We start from the raw sequence: 17,145 nt of genomic DNA, 5'->3' as shown, positions 1-17,145 counted from the left end.
GCAAAAGCAAAAGCAGCGGCTCTAGCGAAGCAGAAGGCCTCGCAAGGTGATGGGGATTCGGGAGATGAAAAGGCGAAGGCAATTGCAGCAGCGAAGGCGAAAGCGGCTGCGGCTGCAAGGGCGAAGACAAAGGGTGCTGAAGGTAAGAAGGAAGAGGAACCGAAGCAGGAAGAGCCATCCGTGAATCAACCGTATTTAAATCAGTATGTTGAAGTTATTAAGGGGAAAGTAGGAGAGGATACATTAGTAGATTCCTACATTAATAAACTTTCAAAAGATGTGCCAACTCTTGTGGTGGAGCCTTCAAAATATCATGAAGTGATGGAATTATTACGGTTCCACGAGGGACTTGCATTTGATTATATGTCAGAGCTACATGCGACGGATTTTGTGACACATATGGAAGTATATGTTCATTTATTTTCATATGGAAAGAAACAGTCAGTAGCGATAAAGGTGAAGCTGGACAGGGAAGCGCCGCAAGTAGAATCGGTGACAACGTTTTGGAAAGGCGCGGACTGGCCGGAGCGGGAAGCATATGATTTGCTCGGTATTGTATTTAAGGGGCATCCAAATTTATCACGTATTTTAATGCCAGATGACTGGATAGGGCACCCGCTTAGGAAAGATTATGAACCGCATGATGTGGAGGTGTAGCTAATGATCCGTACGGAAGAAATGCTTTTGAATGTAGGACCTCAGCATCCGAGTACGCACGGTGTGTTCAGGCTTGTTATTAAGATTGATGGGGAAATTATTAAAGAAGCTACGCCAGTTATTGGATATCTGCATCGCGGGACCGAAAAGATTGCCGAGAGCTTACAGTATACGCAAATTATCCCTTATACAGATCGAATGGACTATTTATCGGCCATGACGAATAATTACGTCATTTGCCATGCTGTAGAGACGATGATGGGGCTTGAAATACCGGAGCGAGCCGAATACTTGCGAGTACTTGCAATGGAGCTTGGAAGGATTGCGAGTCACCTCGTTTGGTGGGGGACAAATCTTCTTGATATAGGAGCGGTCAGCCCATTTTTGTACGCGTTTCGTGAACGAGAGATGATTATAAATTTATTAAATGAATTATGCGGTGCCCGGCTTACTTTTAACTATATGAGAGTCGGCGGTGTAAAGTGGGATGCGCCGGACGGTTGGATCGAAAAAGTGGAAGAGTTTGTTCCGTATATGAGAGAGCAATTGGCAGGTTATCATGATCTCGTTAGTGGTAATGAGATTTTCTTAAATCGTGTAAAAGGCGTTGGTATATATAGTGCGGAAGAAGCGATTTCGTATTCTTTAAGCGGAGCGAATTTGCGGTGTACGGGAGTAAACTGGGATCTTCGCAAGGATGAACCGTACTCCATTTATGATCGTTTTGATTTCGATATTCCTGTTGGGAGCGTGGGAGATGCTTGGGATCGTTACGTTTGCCGCATGGAGGAAATTGAGGAGTCGTTAAAAATTGTTGAGCAAGCTGTCCAGCAGTTCCCGAAAGACGGAGCTGTGCTGGCGAAAGTGCCGAAAATCATTAAGGCGCCTAAAGGGGAAGCATTTGTACGTATAGAATCGCCGCGAGGAGAGATTGGTTGCTATATTGCTAGTGACGGAAAGAAAGAGCCGTACCGCTTGAAGTTTCGCAGGCCGTCTTTTTACAATTTACAAATTTTACCGAAGTTATTGAAAGGTGAAAACATCGCCAATTTAATTACGATTTTAGGTGGAGTTGATATTGTACTTGGGGAGGTTGATGGCTAATGATTGAAACGCTCTTACAATCACCTTCAAGCTGGACGAATTTCTTCATTTTTTTCGGATTAGCGGTGCTCTTATTATTTGCAGTCCTTGGCTTCGTTACATATGGTATTTTGGCAGAACGGAAAGTGATGGGGTTTATGCAAGGGCGGATTGGACCAAACCAAGTTGGGGGCCGATTCGGTTTACTGCAAACGGTAGCCGATGTTTTGAAACTACTATTGAAGGAAGATAGTATTCCGAAGGCGGCAGATAAACCATTGTTTATATTAGCACCTGTTATTGCGTTTGCACCGGCATTTATGGTGCTTGCAGTCATCCCGTTTACTGATAAATTTCAGTTTGCGGATATTGGCGTAGGCTTACTGTATTACATTGCTGTTTCTGGTATTACGACGATTGGTGTTGTGACCGGAGGATGGGCATCAAATAATAAATATTCCCTTTTAGGAGGGATGCGTGCGGCGGCGCAAATGATTTCTTATGAAATTCCGCTCGTAATGAGTGTAATTGGCGTCGTTTTGTTAGCTGGTAGCCTAAATTTAAATGAAATCGTAGCAGCGCAGGAGAATGTTTGGTACATTTTCGTACAGCCAATCGGTTTCGTCGTCTTCTTAATCGCAGCGGTAGCAGAGTTAAATAGGACGCCGTTCGATTTACCGGAAGCAGAGTCAGAACTTGTTTCTGGATATCATACGGAATACTCAGGATTTCGCTGGGCGTTTTTCATGCTTTCAGAGTACGTTTATTTCTTCGGAATGGCATCTTTAATTACAGTGCTCTTTTTAGGTGGATGGAATCCAGTCATGTTCCTTGGATTTATCCCCGGAGCTGTATGGTTTGCATTGAAATTTAGCAGTGTAGTCTTTCTATTAATTTGGTTCCGCGTTACGTTCCCGCGTATAAGAGGTGACCAGTTAATGGAGTTTGGCTGGAAGGTATTATTGCCAATTGCACTTGCGAATATTTTCTTAACGGCATTGATTAAGGAGTTATTCTTCTAATCTATGAGGGGGGTGCCAGTAAGAGATGAAGGGACTATTTAAAGGATTAAAATATACATTAAGTAATTTGAGTAAGAAGAAGGTGACTTACGATTATCCGAATCAACCGTTACCGTTGCCAGACCGCTTTCGAGGTATTCAAAAGTTTTATCCGGAAAAGTGCATTGTTTGTAACCAGTGCTCTAACATTTGTCCGACAGACTGTATTCAGTTAACGGGGAAAAAACATCCAGATCCTACGAAAAAAGGAAAAATTATCGACACGTACGATATTAATTTTGAAATTTGTATTCTGTGTGATTTATGTACAGAAGTTTGTCCGACAGAGGCGATCGTTATGACAAATAACTTTGAACTCGCGGAATATTCACGTGATGACTTATTTAAAAATTTGCAGTGGCTTGATGAAAACGACGAAAATGTCAGGAAGGAGAATAAAGCATGAATGGCGAGTTTGTAGCATTTTTCATACTATCCTTGTCTGCAATTATCGGCGGTGTTCTTATGTTGAACTTAACGAAAGTTATGCATATGATGCTAGCTCTCGTTCTGACATTTCTTAGTATCGCAGGTTTGTACTTTCTTTTATCGGCCGAATTTATCGGAGTTGCACAAATTTTACTTTACTCAGGTGCGATCACAATTATTATGATTTTTGGCATTATGTTAACGCAACATAACGCAGAAAACGAATCACGTCTTACTCTTCGAAAATGGATTATCTTCTTTGCGGTTGTAGCATTTGGGGCAGTTATGTATTTCGCCGTTAACAATATTGATTTTGCAAATGAAAGCACACAAGGAAGTTTACCTCTCCATGAAAAAAACACACTTCAAATCGGTACACTTCTCTATTCGAAATATATTATTCCATTTGAGTTAACCTCAGTTATTTTACTTGTAGCACTTGTTGGCGCAATTATACTTGCGAAGAAGGATGAGAAAGAGGAGGATTCCAATGAGTAGCGTTCCGGCTTCTGCATATTTAACGCTTGCAATTATTTTGTTTTGCATCGGTTTGTTTGGAGCTTTAACGAAGCGAAATACAGTGATTGTATTAGTTTGTATTGAATTAATGCTTAATGCGGCCAATTTAAATTTAGTAGCATTTAGTAAATTAGGTTTGTTTCCAAATTTAACAGGGCAAATTTTCTCTCTGTTTACGATGGCTGTAGCGGCTGCGGAGGCGGCGGTGGGACTCGCCATTTTAATTGCTTTGTATCGTAATCGTACGACGGTTCATGTAGATGAAATGGATACGCTCAAAGGATAACATTGTGACCGAAAAGGGGGAAGGAAACAATGATCGATTATGCATGGCTCATACCGCTTTTCCCGCTTGTTTCGTTTTTTTTATTACTTATATTCGGGAAGAAAATTAGAGAAGGAAGCAGTGTACTTAGTATTTTTCTCGTCTTTCTCTCCTTTATATTTGCGGTACTTGTATTAATAGAACGGTTTTCGAAAGTAGGAATTAAGCATAAGTGGGTATGGCTTAGAACGGGAGATATTGATATATCATTTGGCTTTGAAGTGACTGCATTAGGGGCTTTAATGCTGTTTATCGTTACACTTGTGAGTTTACTTGTACATGTGTATTCGAAAGGTTATATGAAAGGCGAGGAAAGATTACCAACCTTTTATGCCTATTTAGGACTCTTTACATTTGCGATGCTCGGGCTCGTTATATCACCGAATTTATTACAGCTTTATATATTTTGGGAGTTAGTAGGCCTCGGTTCGTTTTTACTCATCGGTTTTTATTTCTTTAAAGAAGAAGCGAAGGCTGCTGCGAAAAAGGCTTTTATTATGACGCGTATTGGAGATGTCGGTTTATTTATTGGGATGATTTTAATTTTCTGGCATGCGGGCAGCTTTGAATATGACGCAATTTTTAGAGCGATTCATACGGGGGATCTTACCCCTACGATGATTACAATAACAGCGATATTAATTTTTATCGGGGCGATGGGGAAATCAGGTCAGTTCCCGCTTCATACGTGGTTACCGGATGCCATGGAGGGGCCGACGCCTGTTTCGGCACTTATTCATGCAGCGACGATGGTCGCTGCTGGCGTATATTTAGTGGCGACAATGTTTCCGCTATTTTCAGCAAGTGCGGTGGCGATGCAGACAGTGGCAGTTGTTGGAGCCTTCACTGCGATCTTTGCGGCTTCCATTGGTCTTGTACAAACGGATATAAAGAGAGTACTTGCTTATTCTACAGTTAGCCAGCTTGGTTATATGATGCTTGCATTAGGATCTGCTGGTTATGTAGCTGGTGTTTTCCATTTAACGACACACGCCTTTTTTAAAGCACTACTATTTTTGGCGGCAGGAAGTGTCATTCATGCAGTGCATACGCAAAACATTAATAAAATGGGCGGCTTACAGAAGAAGATGAAAGTAACGGGTGCACTATTTTTAATCGGTACTCTTGCAATTAGTGGTGTGCCACTCCTTTCCGGTTTCTTTAGTAAAGATGAAATTTTAGCGGCAGCTTGGATGAACGGCAATTACGTTTTATTCATATTAGCAGTCATTGCAGCATTCTTAACAGCGTTCTATATGTTCCGGCTATACTTCCTTGTCTTTACTGGGGAAGCAAAGACGAAGGAAAATGTGCATGAATCGCCTCGCGTTATGACGTATCCAATGATTGTCCTCGGGGTCCTCGCGGTAGTGGCGGGTTATATGAATACACCATGGTTTGGGACGTTTCTGGGGGATTGGCTTACGAAAGATGTAGCATTTAAAGCGCGCGAGGCACATGGGCCAGTTTGGATTATGATCGTAGCGACGCTCGTTTCATTTGCAGGGATTGCTCTCGCATATTTCATATATGGTAAGAAATCTATTTCTAGGGAGTGGGCTGGTGGTGAGGGAACACCTCTGTATAACCTTTTGAAAGAAAAGTATTATGTGGATGAACTATACAATATGACGGTGCTCCCTATTACGAAGGGAATCGCTCATGTGCTTCGCTTATTTGAGGTGTATGTAGTCGAAGGATTTGCTATTTTAATAGGGGGTCTAGTTAAAGGGATAAGCGGACTCGGTTCTAGACTCCAAAACGGAAATGTACAAGTGTACGGCACTGTAACAGCTGTTTCGCTTGCAGTACTCGTCATTATTTTGCTTTATACGGGAGGGGATTTACGATGAATGATTTGTTATTAACGTTCTTCATTTTTTCCCCGCTTTTAGGAATTCTTTTGCTGGTATTAACACCGAAAAAAGAATCGCGTACAGTGCGAGCACTTGGTTTATTTGGGACGGCGCTTCCATTTGGGATCGCTATCGTCCTCGCTTGTACATATGCTTCTGGAAAGAGTTTGTCGCTATTCGATGAAAAAGTGAAATGGATTAAATTTGGGGATTTTGCAGCGGTGGATAAAAGATGGTTTTCCATTTATTACGAGCTTGGTATTGATGGTTTATCGCTCGTTATGATGGTGCTGACGGCCCTTCTAGCGATGCTTGCAGCAATTGCGGCATTTACTATTAAAAGGAACTTAAAAGCCTTTTATATGCTGCTACTCATGCTAGAAATAGGGATGCTCGGCGTCTTCGCTGCTCAAAATTTAATGCTGTTCTTTATTTTCTTTGAAATTACATTGCCGCCAATGTTTTTATTAATTGGGAAGTGGGGGAAATTGTCGAGTGAAAAGGCTGCTTATAGTTATTTAATATATAACGGTATCGGCTCCGCTATTTTACTCATTGTTTTCTCGGTTTTATTTGCGAAAACAGGTACAACAAATATTACAGAGCTTAAAGAAATATTAACGAGTGTAGGTGTTGGGGGAGGAATGACTGTCTCAAGTAGCTTACAGTTCGGTTTGTTTCTTGCCATAATGATCGCTTTTGCGATTAAACTACCCGTTTTCCCGTTACATCGCTGGATGGTTAATGTGCATATTGAAGCGCATCCAGCTGTAGTTATGCTTCATGCGGGCGTTTTACTGAAGATTGGAGCATACGGTATGATTCGCTTCGGAAAGGGGTTATTCCCGGAATACTTTCGCGAGTTTGCAACGCTCGTTGCGATTTTAGGAGTCATCAATTTATTGTACGGAGCCTTCTTGGCGCTCATCCAAACGGACTTTCGGAAGGTGCTTGCTTACTCTAGTATTTCGCATATGGGTATTGTATTAATGGGCCTTGCGGCGTTAAATGCACCAGGTACACAAGGAGCGCTATTCCAAGTCGTGTCGCACGGTTTAATTGCGGCCTTACTCTTCTTTTTACTTGGTGTTATAGAACAACGCTTTGGAACGTCGGATATTACGGCGCTTGGCGGACTTGCAAAAAGTGTCCCTGTACTTAGCGGATTCTTCTTAGCAGGAGGGATGGCATCGCTTGGATTACCAGGAATGTCTGGATTTGTTAGCGAGTTTCTTGCCTTTCTCGGTTTATTCCAAGGGGAGCCAGTCATTGCTGCAGTCGGTGTACTTGGCATCATTTTAACCGCTGTATACGTATTGAGAGCGACACTTCAAGTAACATTTGGTAAGAAAGAGTGGGAAGCGAAAGTTGATATACACGGATGGGAGTATGTCCCTATATTGCTACTTATCTTCTGCATTATTGCAATTGGAGTAATGCCAGAAATATTAGGGGATCCGCTTCAAAATACATTGAAAACATTGGGGGTGAAGTAGGATGGATATGAATACGTTACTTAGCTTATCATGGCATCTCATGGTGCCAGAATTCATTATTCTCGGAGCAGCCATCCTTCTTTCCATATGTGATTTGTTTTTTAAGTTGAACCATAGATATGTAGCGCTTAGTGCAATCGCAGCAGTTATATTAGCAATCGTGTCATTAATTATGCTATATGGCGAACCAACAGGAGATATTTTAAACGGATCGTTTGTGTTAGATGGGTTTTCAAAAGGATTCAAAACGTTGTTGTTAGGCGGAGCAGCCCTCATCTTATGCACCGCAATGAGCGACGATAAGAAGAATCCCATTGAAGATAAGGGAGAATATTATTACTTGTTTTTAATGGCACTTCTTGGGGCTATGTTTATGGCTTCTAGTGTCGACTTCATTACACTTTTCGTCGGTTTAGAATTGCTTTCACTTTCTTCATATATTTTAGTAGGAATACGAAAAAAGAACCGTGCATCAAACGAGGCGGCCATGAAATATGTCATTAACGGAGGAATTGGAACGGCAATTACGCTCTTTGGAATGAGTTATTTATACGGTATTACAGGATCAACTAATATTGTGGATATGCAAAAAGTATTCGCAGGGGAGCTTGCTGGTGGTATTCAGCTGTTGTTAGCTCTCGCCTTTCTATTATTACTCGTTGGGCTCTCGTTTAAAATTGCGACGGTGCCGTTTCATATGTGGGCACCAGATGTGTATGAGGGAGCGGCTACGCCTGTTACTGCTTTTCTTGGAACGATTTCTAAAATTGCTGGGTTCTTACTCATTATTCGTCTGTTTCTCATGGTTTTTGCAAGCGTATCGGTGCAAGGAGGAGACATGCAATCTTTATACGGACGTATGAGCATATACATTGCCGTGCTAGCGAGTATTACGATGGTTATTGGAAATGTAGTTGCATTAAAACAATATAACGTAAAGCGTTTATTTGCCTATTCGGGAATCGCACATGCGGGGTATTTACTCGTTCCGCTTGTAGCATTATCACCATTTACGATGGATGGCATGTGGTTTTATATGCTTGCGTATATGCTTATGAATATAGGCGCGTTTGCAATTATCCACGGCTTAATCTTACAAAGCGACAAAGAAAACATTACCATTTTCACCGGATTATATAAAAGGTCGCCATTTACGTCGATAGTGATGACGATTTTTATTTTATCGTTGGCTGGAATACCAGGAACAGCTGGTTTCATCGGGAAAATTAACATCTTTTTAGGTGCACTGCATGTAGAGCCAGCTCATTACGTACTAGCTTCTATTATGATGGGAACGACAGTCATTTCATTCGTATATTATTTCCGTATCTTACAGCAAATGTTTTTCCGGACGGGAGAAATGGAAGAGAAAATTCATTTGCCATTCAATATAAAGGTTGTTATGAGCCTTTGTGCAATTTCGATTGTAATACTAGGGATTATGCCGATGATCGGGTACAATTTCTTTTATGAATATTTTCCATTAATGAAGGATTTCTTCTTCCTAGGGAACGTGGTACAATAGTGAAAATAAAAGGTGTGGAGTTGTTACTCTGCGCTTTTTATTTTGTGTGAACTACAATTGAAAATGCATGTAGGTATACGTTTTTTGAGAGCAAATTACGATGTGAAATGTAAGATGCTTATTTGTATTTGAAAAAGTGTGGCTCCTACTTATTATGGTATCGTTTTTATAGTATTTCGTAAGTAGTAGCTGGGTAAAAAGGGGTCGATTTTTTGGCACATCTTTTAGGGCAACAAGCACTGATTGCCATCGTTTCGCATTTATTGTTTATTACCATTACGTGGTGGGCCTTACAAGGTATTCACATTGAGCGTTTAATGAAACCTGGAAAGGTGATGCAGACGCGAGTATTACTCATCCTAATTACAATTGCAATTGGAACATCTGTAAGTAACTTTTTCCTTGATTATTTAGGCTATTCAAAGAGTTTAACGTATTTAGTAAAGTAAGTGTATAGAACCTCATATCTCCGTTAACAATGGGGATAGGAGGGGATGAAATTGAAGCTTAAAGCCATTCTTATTGTTGTGATAAGTATTGTTTTATTTTTGGTTGGATATAGAGAAATGAAACCGATCAGCGATGAACAGAAAATGGAGAGCATGATTGCAACTTTAGAGAAAAATAATGCTAAAGTAGAGAAGTGGTCATGGTTAGCGCGAGAAACAAAAACAATTTCTAATATACATACGTTTCAAAAGTTGTTAAACGATGTGAAGGACAAGGCGAATATTCAAAAGTGGGAATTAGAGCAATCTCCAGATGGATATAAAGCTACATCCTATAAAAAGTTTTCTTCTTATGAAGAACGAGTAGTAGTAACATGGAGTAAGGAAAATACTAAAGAAAACACTTTCATTATTTTTGAAGTGAGCGGGGCGAAATGGGACCCGAAGTACATTCAGAAAACAAATAAAATTTTTAGTGAAAAACCTATAATTTACACTTGTGTTCAAGGTGTACTGAATGATAAGATTGAAGGTGTTTTGCAAAATAAAACCAATCAGGTTTTGAAAGATCTTTCAGCAAGAGCGATCGAACAGATAGAAGAAAGAGCATTTGTGTCAGTCTCCGCATACAATAAAAAGTGGGATGACGCTCTTTCAACAAATAGAGAGAAAATAAATGTGCAAATAGCAATACGTTCTACAGACAACAAAGATACAATTGTGGTTGGCACACCGATCATAACTTCTGAGTATTGAGTGAATAGATACTGAAAAAAGGACACGGAGGGGAATAATTTGGAAAAGATCATCGTCCGTGGCGGAAAGCGGTTAAACGGCACAGTGCGTGTTGAGGGCGCAAAAAATGCTGTATTACCTATAATCGCTGCAGCCCTATTAGCGAGTGATGGAAAGAATGTACTATCTGAAGTACCAGTTTTGTCTGATGTATACACAATTAATGAGGTATTACGTCATTTAAATGCTGAAGTCGTATTTGAAAATAACCAAGTAACAATCGATGCTTCTAAAGAACTAAATATCGAAGCACCATTTGAATATGTACGTAAAATGCGTGCATCTGTTCAAGTAATGGGACCATTATTAGCACGTAACGGTCGTGCTCGTATTGCACTTCCTGGTGGATGTGCAATTGGTTCACGTCCAATTGACCAACATTTAAAAGGCTTCGAAGCAATGGGAGCAAAAGTACAGGTTGGTAATGGTTTTGTTGAGGCATACGTTGAGGGAGAACTAAAAGGAGCTAAAATTTATTTAGACTTCCCAAGCGTGGGCGCGACAGAAAACATTATGTCTGCAGCTACATTAGCAAAAGGGACAACAATCCTTGAAAACGCAGCGAAAGAACCAGAAATCGTTGACTTAGCTAACTTCTTAAATGCGATGGGAGCGAAAGTACGCGGAGCTGGAACTGGAACGATTCGTATCGAAGGCGTTGATAAATTATATGGTGGAAACCACTCTATTATTCCGGATCGTATTGAAGCGGGAACATTCATGGTTGCAGCGGCAATTACTGGTGGAGACATCTTAATTGAAAATGCTGTACCTGAACATTTACGCTCAATTACAGCGAAAATGGAAGAAATGGGTGTTAAAATTATTGAAGAAAATGAAGGTGTACGCGTTATCGGCCCAGATAAGTTAAAAGCGGTTGATATTAAAACTATGCCTCACCCAGGTTTCCCAACAGACATGCAATCACAAATGATGGCATTATTACTACAAGCTGATGGAACAAGTATGATTACAGAAACGGTATTCGAAAACCGCTTTATGCACGTTGAAGAATTCCGTCGTATGAATGCTGATATTAAAATCGAAGGTCGTTCTGTTATTATGAACGGTCCAAACAGCTTACAAGGTGCTGAAGTAGGTGCAACTGATTTACGTGCTGCTGCTGCATTAATCTTAGCTGGTTTAGTATCTGAAGGTTACACTCGTGTAACTGAGTTAAAGCATCTTGACCGTGGTTATGTAGATTTCCATAAGAAATTAGCTGCATTAGGTGCAACTATTGAACGTGTAAACGAAAAAGTAGAAGAAGTGAAAGAACAAGAAGTTTCTGATCTTCACGCTTAATTGAAATAGTCTCTACGTCTTTTGACGTAGGGGCTATTTTTTTTTGGGTTATTACTGTTATAGTCAATAAATTCTATACTTATGCACGTACCAGTGAAAATATTTAGAAAATTTTCGTTTTAGCTGGTTCCCCTTAAGTATGTTCTAAAAGAAAGAGTTGTTCCATAAGAATGAATGGAGTAAAGCTTTTTCATATTGGGGGAAATAAGATGAAATTTTCAAAGCCACTTTTCATCACAGTAGCGCTTCTCATAGCGCTCGTTATCATTGTACCTGCTGCTCTTGTTATTCCGTTTGCGAAAGCAAAGGTAGGGGAAGAAGCAGCTTCTAAAACTCCTCCAGCAATAGAAAGTATACCAGCTCCAGGAAAAGTGGATACAGCGGTGCAAGTTGCTGTATATCGTGAGAAACAGAAAAAGGTAGATACATTACCTATGGAGGAGTATGTGACCGGTGTAGTAGCTTCTGAGATGAATGCCAGTTTTGAAATAGAGGCGCTAAAGGCGCAGGCATTAGCAGCGAGAACATTTGTGGTGCAGCGTATGCTAAGTGGAGGAAAGAAAAACAATGCGGACGTGACAGATACGGTGAAAGATCAAGTGTACAAAAGTAAAGAAGAATTGAAGAAACAATGGGGTAATAACTACGAAAATAATTTGAAGAAAATCGAAGAAGCCGTTTCGAAAACCGCAGGACAAGTTTTAACGTATGATGGAAAACCAATCTCAGCATCCTTCTTCTCAACGAGTAATGGCCGGACAGAAAACGCGGCTGATTATTGGGGAAATGATTATCCGTACTTAAAGAGCGTAGATAGTCCGTGGGATCAAGCTTCTCCGAAGTTTACGAGTGAGCAAACATTTACAGTAGCTGACTTCCAAAAGCGTCTCGGTGTGAAAGTGCTAGCAGACGGGAAAATTGGTGATATTAAAGGGCGTACAGAAGGAAAACGTGTAAAAGACGTAGCGTTTCAAGGGAAAACATTAACCGGAAGAGATGTGCGTGACAAATTAGATTTACGCTCTTCTGACTTCACGTGGAAACAAGATGGAGATAAAATCATTGTTACGACGAAAGGCTTTGGCCACGGTGTTGGCATGAGCCAATACGGAGCAAATGGTATGGCAGCGGAAGGAAAAAAATATACAGATATCGTTGCTCATTATTACAAAGGCGTTGAAATAAAGTCGATGAATGATTATGAAGGAAAGCTAATGGTGAAGAAGTAAGGTACAGAATAAACCGTCCCAAGAGGTATGTTGGGACGGTTTTCTTTTGTTAGTAGATAGGTTATCCTTGTCGAATCATTGATAGATATATTAAAAAAATCGTCAATGTTCAGTGGTGACAGAACTCTGTTTAAAGGGCCGATGGATCGCTGGAAGCTATTATAAGGATGGGCGTACAAAGAATTATGAAAGGCGGTTGGCTCCATACAGGAGACATTGTCGCGGTTGATTCGGAAGGATTTATTAAGAGTGCTCATCGTACGAAGGATTTAATTAAAAGTGGAGGCAAATGGATCTCTTCCGTAGATTTAGAAAATGCCTTAATGTCGCACGATAAAGTGTTAGAAGCAGAGTTTCCAAAATGGTGGATGCCAGACGATATTTTATTTGTAAACGAAATTCCGAAAACATCTGTAGGGAAGTTTCTAAAACGAGCGCTGCGTGATCAGCTCAAGACGTATATGGTAGAGCAAAACTAGAGAAGGAGGCTATCCTTTCATTTGGATAGTCTTCTTTTTAGAATGTTCCATAAAATATCAAAATTTTCCATTAATTGTTTGGTATAATAGGATAAAAAGCATTTGGGGGAGACAAAATGGCGTTATTGGAGTTGAGACAATTAGGGAAGACGAACCAGCTACCAGCAGTTGAATTGAAGGTTGAGCAAGGGCAATGTGTTGTTTTGCAATGTAATAACCATACAGCGAAAATATTGCACCGCATTATTATTGGTGAGGAAGAAGCTTCAACTGGCAACGTGTTATTTGAGGGAGAATCGATTGGAAAGAAAAATTATTCTCGCATTGGTTTTTGTTTTTTGAAAGATGAAGCATACGAACGTTTGAAGGTAAAGGAATACTTTAAGTTCTTAATAGGGCTGTATGGATCAAATATGAGTACGGAAGAAGTAGTACAGTATGTCGGCCTCTTAGATAAGTTAAACGTTAAAATAGAAAAACTATCATTTTCAGAGAAACGTCGCCTTCATATCGGGCGAGTTATGATTCATAATCCGGATTTAGTTATTTTGGAAGAACCAGAGCAAAATGTAGATACAGAGAGCACGATTATTATTCGAAAATCAATTATGGCAATGAAAGAGCAAGGAAAAGCGATTTTTATTACGTCATCCTTTCTTTCGGACGCCCTTTCGTTAACAGAAGATGTATACATTTTAAATAACGATGGTGTGAAAAAAATAGAAATCGAACAAGAAGAAGTTGAAGAAGTTGATGAAGAAAAGGTTGTTCAAATGATTCCGCAAATGAAACTTGAAAGAATACCAGCGAAAGTGAACGATAAAATCATTTTACTTGATCCGATGGAAATTCATTTCATTGAAACGCAAAACGGAGTGACACATATTCATGTGCGCGAAGGTGATTTCGTATGTGCATTAACATTAAGTGAACTAGAAGCGAGATTAACAGGATTCGGGTTCTTTAGATGTCATCGCTCGTACCTTGTGAATTTGCAAAGAGTACGAGAAGTCATTACATGGACTCGTAATAGCTTTAGTTTAATTTTGGATGACGAAAGAAAAAGTTCAATTCCGCTTTCAAAAGGACGAATGGATGAATTAAAAGGTGTGATTGGGCTATAAAAATTACTCCAATAAGCTCAAAATATGATTCATTCACCGGTAAGAATACTCCTTTTACCGGTATTTTACTGCGTAACCTCTTTGTTTTTCATATGATTGAGTCAAGAAAAGCGAAACAAACAAAAAGCGCTAAAGCGACTTTCATCTATAAAAGAAAAAAACAAAGGGGATGACGAGATGACATTGGCAATTGAAATGAAAGATGTAATGAAAAGTTTCAACGAAAAAACAGCACTTCGAAATGTAAATATTGAGGTGAAGCAAGGAGAGATTTTTGGATTCCTCGGACCGAGTGGATCTGGAAAAACGACAACAGTAAAGATTTTAACTTCTCAATTGCTGCATAGCGTTGGAACAGTGAGAGTACTAGGTAAAGACATTACAGGACCAAGCAGCATTGATTACAAACGAATTGGTATTTTAACAGACAACAGCGGTTTATATGAGAGACTTAGCATTTATGATAACTTACTATTATTTTGTGACTTATACGATTGTAAAAAAGAACGAATCGATGAAGTACTAGCACAAGTGAATCTATTGGATGATAAAAAAACATTAGTAAAGAAACTATCAAAAGGAATGAAGCAGCGCGTCACATTAGCTAGAGCGATTCTTCATAAACCGGATATCCTCTTCTTAGACGAACCAACATCTGCACTCGATCCAGTTAACGTACAAAACATTCATAAAGTCTTAAAAGATTTAAATAAAGAAGGAACTACAATTTTCTTAACGACGCACAACATGGAAGAAGCAGAGACTCTTTGTAACCGCATTGCTTTTCTATGCGGTGGAGAAATTGTAGCGCTTGATACACCGGAGAACCTTCGCTTACAATACGCGAAAGATCAAATACAAGTCGTATTAAAAGATAAGCAAAAAGAAGTCGTAAAAAAAGATGAATTAGGTGCAAAACGTATTTCAGAATGGATGAAAAAAGGCGAATTGCTATCGATTCACTCACATGAACCAACGCTAGGCGATATCTTTATTGAAGTTACTGGGAGGGGATTATAATGACATTTTCAATGAGAAGATTTTCAGCTATTTTTCGGAAAGAGGTACAGGATATTAAAGCAAATGCATCTGTACTCGTAATGGCGGTAATGCCACTTGTATTTTCTTTTGTTTATCAACAGATGGATGGACCAAAAGAACAAATAGCTAATATGGTAACTTTAATGGCTTTAACAATGGTAGGAAGTTTTGTTCAAGCAGCTTTAATTGCGGAAGAAAAAGAAAAGCACACGCTACGTGTAATGATGTTATCACCAGCATCATCGTTAGAAGTGCTACTAGGAAAAAGCACATTAACAGCTCTTATCACATTTGTAATTTGTATTAGTAACTTTGCTATTTTAGGTGTAATAAAGGGCAATATGGTTTTAATCGCTCTATTTTTACTTGTTAGTATATTTTTCTTCCTTATGTTAGGTACGGGGATTGGATTAATAGCTAAAACAACGGCGTCAACATCAGTAGTAGGTATGCCGATTCTATTTGTTTTTCTTCTAGCTCCAATGTTAGGGGGATTCATTAAAAGTGAGTTTGTAAAAAAGGCAATCGATTTCCTTCCAACGAAGCATCTTGCGGATGCAATGCCGAAATTGCTGGCTGGAAAAGGATTTTCAACTGTTAGTGGTGATTTAATCAATATTATCATTTGGTGTGTGCTTTCAATTATTCTTTGTATTGTAGTTTACAAAAAGAAACAAATGGACTAAAAACTGAGCTGAAACGCTCAGTTTTTTCTTTTTTCAATCATTTCCTCGGAAATTTTACAATTCTTATACATATTTTTACAGATTTTGTCGAAAAGTAATTAGTTATAGGTTGTATAGGATACGTGAATATTGTTCAAAATGATTGCTGAGGTGATGATGGAATGCGAGGAAGAAATAATAAAAAGTCGCAAAAGGTAGTACATTTATTTCAAAAAAGATGGGTGTTTCCGGCACTATACATTGCATGTGCAGCGGTAATTTTAATGGTTGCGCTATGGTTCCAAGGAGCTAATCCGAAGAAGACTCCGAACCAAGATCAAGCAACACCGTATACACAATCGGAAGATCCAGCAGTACCAGTAACGAAATCTTCAGAAGTAGTGAAAATGCCAGCTGCCGCTAATGCGGAAGTAGTCGTACAGAAGAAATTCTATGAAGATGCAGCAACTGAGGCGGAACAAGAAAAAGCACTTGTTTTTTATAACAACACATATTCCCCAAATAAAGGAATCGACATTGCTGCGAAGAATGGAAAAGAATTTAATGTAGCTGCTGCTTTAAGCGGTACAGTAACAAAAGCTGAAAAAGATTCACTTCTTGGTTATGTTGTAACAGTTGATAGTGGAAATGGTGTAGCAGCTTCTTATCAAAGCTTAGGTAGTGTAAAAGTAGAAAAAGGTGCACGAGTTGCACAAGGTGAAGTATTAGGGAAATCCGGTCTAAGTGCAATGAATAAAGAAGCAGGATCTCACGTTCACTTTGAAGTACGTAAAGACAATGTGGCTGTGAACCCTGAGCGCTATTTAAATAAATCAGTAGCAGAAATTAAAGCTGATGCAGGTGCTGCAAAAGCAACGAATGCTTCTGGTAAAAAAGCTGATGACAAATCTCAAAAAGAAGAAAAGTCAACGAGCACGAAACCAGAAGGTAAAACAGAAGACAAGTCTCAAAAAGAAGAGAAATCAACAAGCGGTTCAACTAGTGACAAAAAAGAAGAACCAAAGAAAGAAGAAAAATCAACAAATGGTTCTACAGAATCATCTAACAGTTCTTCTTCACAAGAATAAAAAAGTGGAAAAATCAGTT

General features: G+C 39.5%; 17 protein-coding genes and 1 pseudogene. All 18 read left to right on the top strand.

What is annotated here, in order from left to right:
* Positions 1 to 657: NADH-quinone oxidoreductase subunit C (locus MR113_RS24185; protein ID WP_242257146.1), on the top strand; the 657-nt coding region annotated here is incomplete at its 5' end.
* A 3-nt stretch (positions 658 to 660) separates the two neighbouring features.
* Positions 661 to 1,761 carry an NADH-quinone oxidoreductase subunit NuoD gene (nuoD, locus tag MR113_RS24180; RefSeq protein ID WP_002123807.1) on the top strand — a complete coding sequence of 367 codons (1,101 nt, stop codon included), beginning with the start codon at positions 661 to 663 and terminating at the stop codon, positions 1,759 to 1,761.
* Complete coding sequence (gene nuoH / locus MR113_RS24175) at positions 1,761 to 2,762, top strand: NADH-quinone oxidoreductase subunit NuoH (RefSeq protein ID WP_000573437.1); 1,002 nt, start codon at positions 1,761 to 1,763, stop codon at positions 2,760 to 2,762. The genes nuoD and nuoH overlap by 1 nt, the downstream gene beginning before the upstream one ends.
* A 25-nt stretch (positions 2,763 to 2,787) precedes the next feature.
* Positions 2,788 to 3,207 carry an NADH-quinone oxidoreductase subunit NuoI gene (nuoI, locus tag MR113_RS24170; protein ID WP_000677191.1) on the top strand — a complete coding sequence of 140 codons (420 nt, stop codon included), beginning with the start codon at positions 2,788 to 2,790 and terminating at the stop codon, positions 3,205 to 3,207.
* Positions 3,204 to 3,728, top strand: a complete 525-nt coding sequence (locus MR113_RS24165) for an NADH-quinone oxidoreductase subunit J (RefSeq protein ID WP_001012824.1) — start codon at positions 3,204 to 3,206, stop codon at positions 3,726 to 3,728. The genes nuoI and MR113_RS24165 overlap by 4 nt, the downstream gene beginning before the upstream one ends.
* Positions 3,721 to 4,035: an NADH-quinone oxidoreductase subunit NuoK gene (gene nuoK, locus MR113_RS24160; protein WP_000100078.1), complete on the top strand. Its 315-nt coding sequence runs from the start codon at positions 3,721 to 3,723 to the stop codon at positions 4,033 to 4,035. The genes MR113_RS24165 and nuoK overlap by 8 nt, the downstream gene beginning before the upstream one ends.
* A 29-nt stretch (positions 4,036 to 4,064) precedes the next feature.
* The gene (gene nuoL, locus MR113_RS24155) at positions 4,065 to 5,927 is read left to right on the top strand and encodes an NADH-quinone oxidoreductase subunit L (protein ID WP_242257145.1); all 1,863 of its coding nucleotides are present in this window, start codon (positions 4,065 to 4,067) and stop codon (positions 5,925 to 5,927) included.
* Complete coding sequence (locus tag MR113_RS24150) at positions 5,924 to 7,426, top strand: NADH-quinone oxidoreductase subunit M (protein ID WP_242257144.1); 1,503 nt, start codon at positions 5,924 to 5,926, stop codon at positions 7,424 to 7,426. Before nuoL ends, MR113_RS24150 begins: the two co-directional genes overlap by 4 nt.
* 7 nt (positions 7,427 to 7,433) lie before the next feature.
* A complete protein-coding gene (gene nuoN, locus MR113_RS24145; protein ID WP_396022503.1) occupies positions 7,434 to 8,951 on the top strand; it encodes an NADH-quinone oxidoreductase subunit NuoN in 1,518 nt (505 codons plus the stop codon).
* Positions 8,952 to 9,163: 212 nt separating this feature from the next.
* Positions 9,164 to 9,400 (top strand): DUF1146 family protein, encoded by a 237-nt coding sequence (locus tag MR113_RS24140; RefSeq protein WP_000940742.1) that lies wholly within the window; start codon positions 9,164 to 9,166, stop codon positions 9,398 to 9,400.
* Positions 9,401 to 9,451: 51 nt separating this feature from the next.
* Positions 9,452 to 10,156, top strand: a complete 705-nt coding sequence (locus tag MR113_RS24135; RefSeq protein WP_396022502.1) for a YwmB family TATA-box binding protein — start codon at positions 9,452 to 9,454, stop codon at positions 10,154 to 10,156.
* 39 nt (positions 10,157 to 10,195) lie between these two features.
* Positions 10,196 to 11,500, top strand: a complete 1,305-nt coding sequence (murA, locus tag MR113_RS24130) for a UDP-N-acetylglucosamine 1-carboxyvinyltransferase (RefSeq protein ID WP_000411268.1) — start codon at positions 10,196 to 10,198, stop codon at positions 11,498 to 11,500.
* A gap of 209 nt (positions 11,501 to 11,709) precedes the next feature.
* The gene (gene spoIID, locus MR113_RS24125; protein ID WP_242257141.1) at positions 11,710 to 12,729 is read left to right on the top strand and encodes a stage II sporulation protein D; all 1,020 of its coding nucleotides are present in this window, start codon (positions 11,710 to 11,712) and stop codon (positions 12,727 to 12,729) included.
* Between the two features lie 121 nt (positions 12,730 to 12,850).
* Positions 12,851 to 13,208: pseudogene (locus tag MR113_RS24120) on the top strand (fatty-acid--CoA ligase); the annotation flags it as partial.
* Positions 13,209 to 13,324: 116 nt separating this feature from the next.
* The gene (locus MR113_RS24115; protein WP_242257140.1) at positions 13,325 to 14,332 is read left to right on the top strand and encodes a LytTR family transcriptional regulator DNA-binding domain-containing protein; all 1,008 of its coding nucleotides are present in this window, start codon (positions 13,325 to 13,327) and stop codon (positions 14,330 to 14,332) included.
* Between the two features lie 177 nt (positions 14,333 to 14,509).
* Positions 14,510 to 15,352, top strand: coding sequence for an ABC transporter ATP-binding protein (locus MR113_RS24110; RefSeq protein WP_242257139.1), 843 nt, complete (start codon positions 14,510 to 14,512; stop codon positions 15,350 to 15,352).
* Positions 15,352 to 16,059 (top strand): ABC transporter permease, encoded by a 708-nt coding sequence (locus MR113_RS24105; protein WP_097844694.1) that lies wholly within the window; start codon positions 15,352 to 15,354, stop codon positions 16,057 to 16,059. Before MR113_RS24110 ends, MR113_RS24105 begins: the two co-directional genes overlap by 1 nt.
* 161 nt (positions 16,060 to 16,220) lie before the next feature.
* The gene (locus MR113_RS24100) at positions 16,221 to 17,126 is read left to right on the top strand and encodes a stage II sporulation protein SpoIIQ (protein WP_242257138.1); all 906 of its coding nucleotides are present in this window, start codon (positions 16,221 to 16,223) and stop codon (positions 17,124 to 17,126) included.
* Positions 17,127 to 17,145: the final 19 nt, after the last annotated feature.

Origin of the sequence: Bacillus cereus group sp. BfR-BA-01379 (genome assembly GCF_022663605.1) — a bacterium.
GTDB classification, from domain to species: domain Bacteria; phylum Bacillota; class Bacilli; order Bacillales; family Bacillaceae_G; genus Bacillus_A; species Bacillus_A mobilis.
The sequence above is the reverse complement of the archived record's forward strand: the minus strand, read 5'-3'. Positions and strand labels throughout refer to the sequence as shown.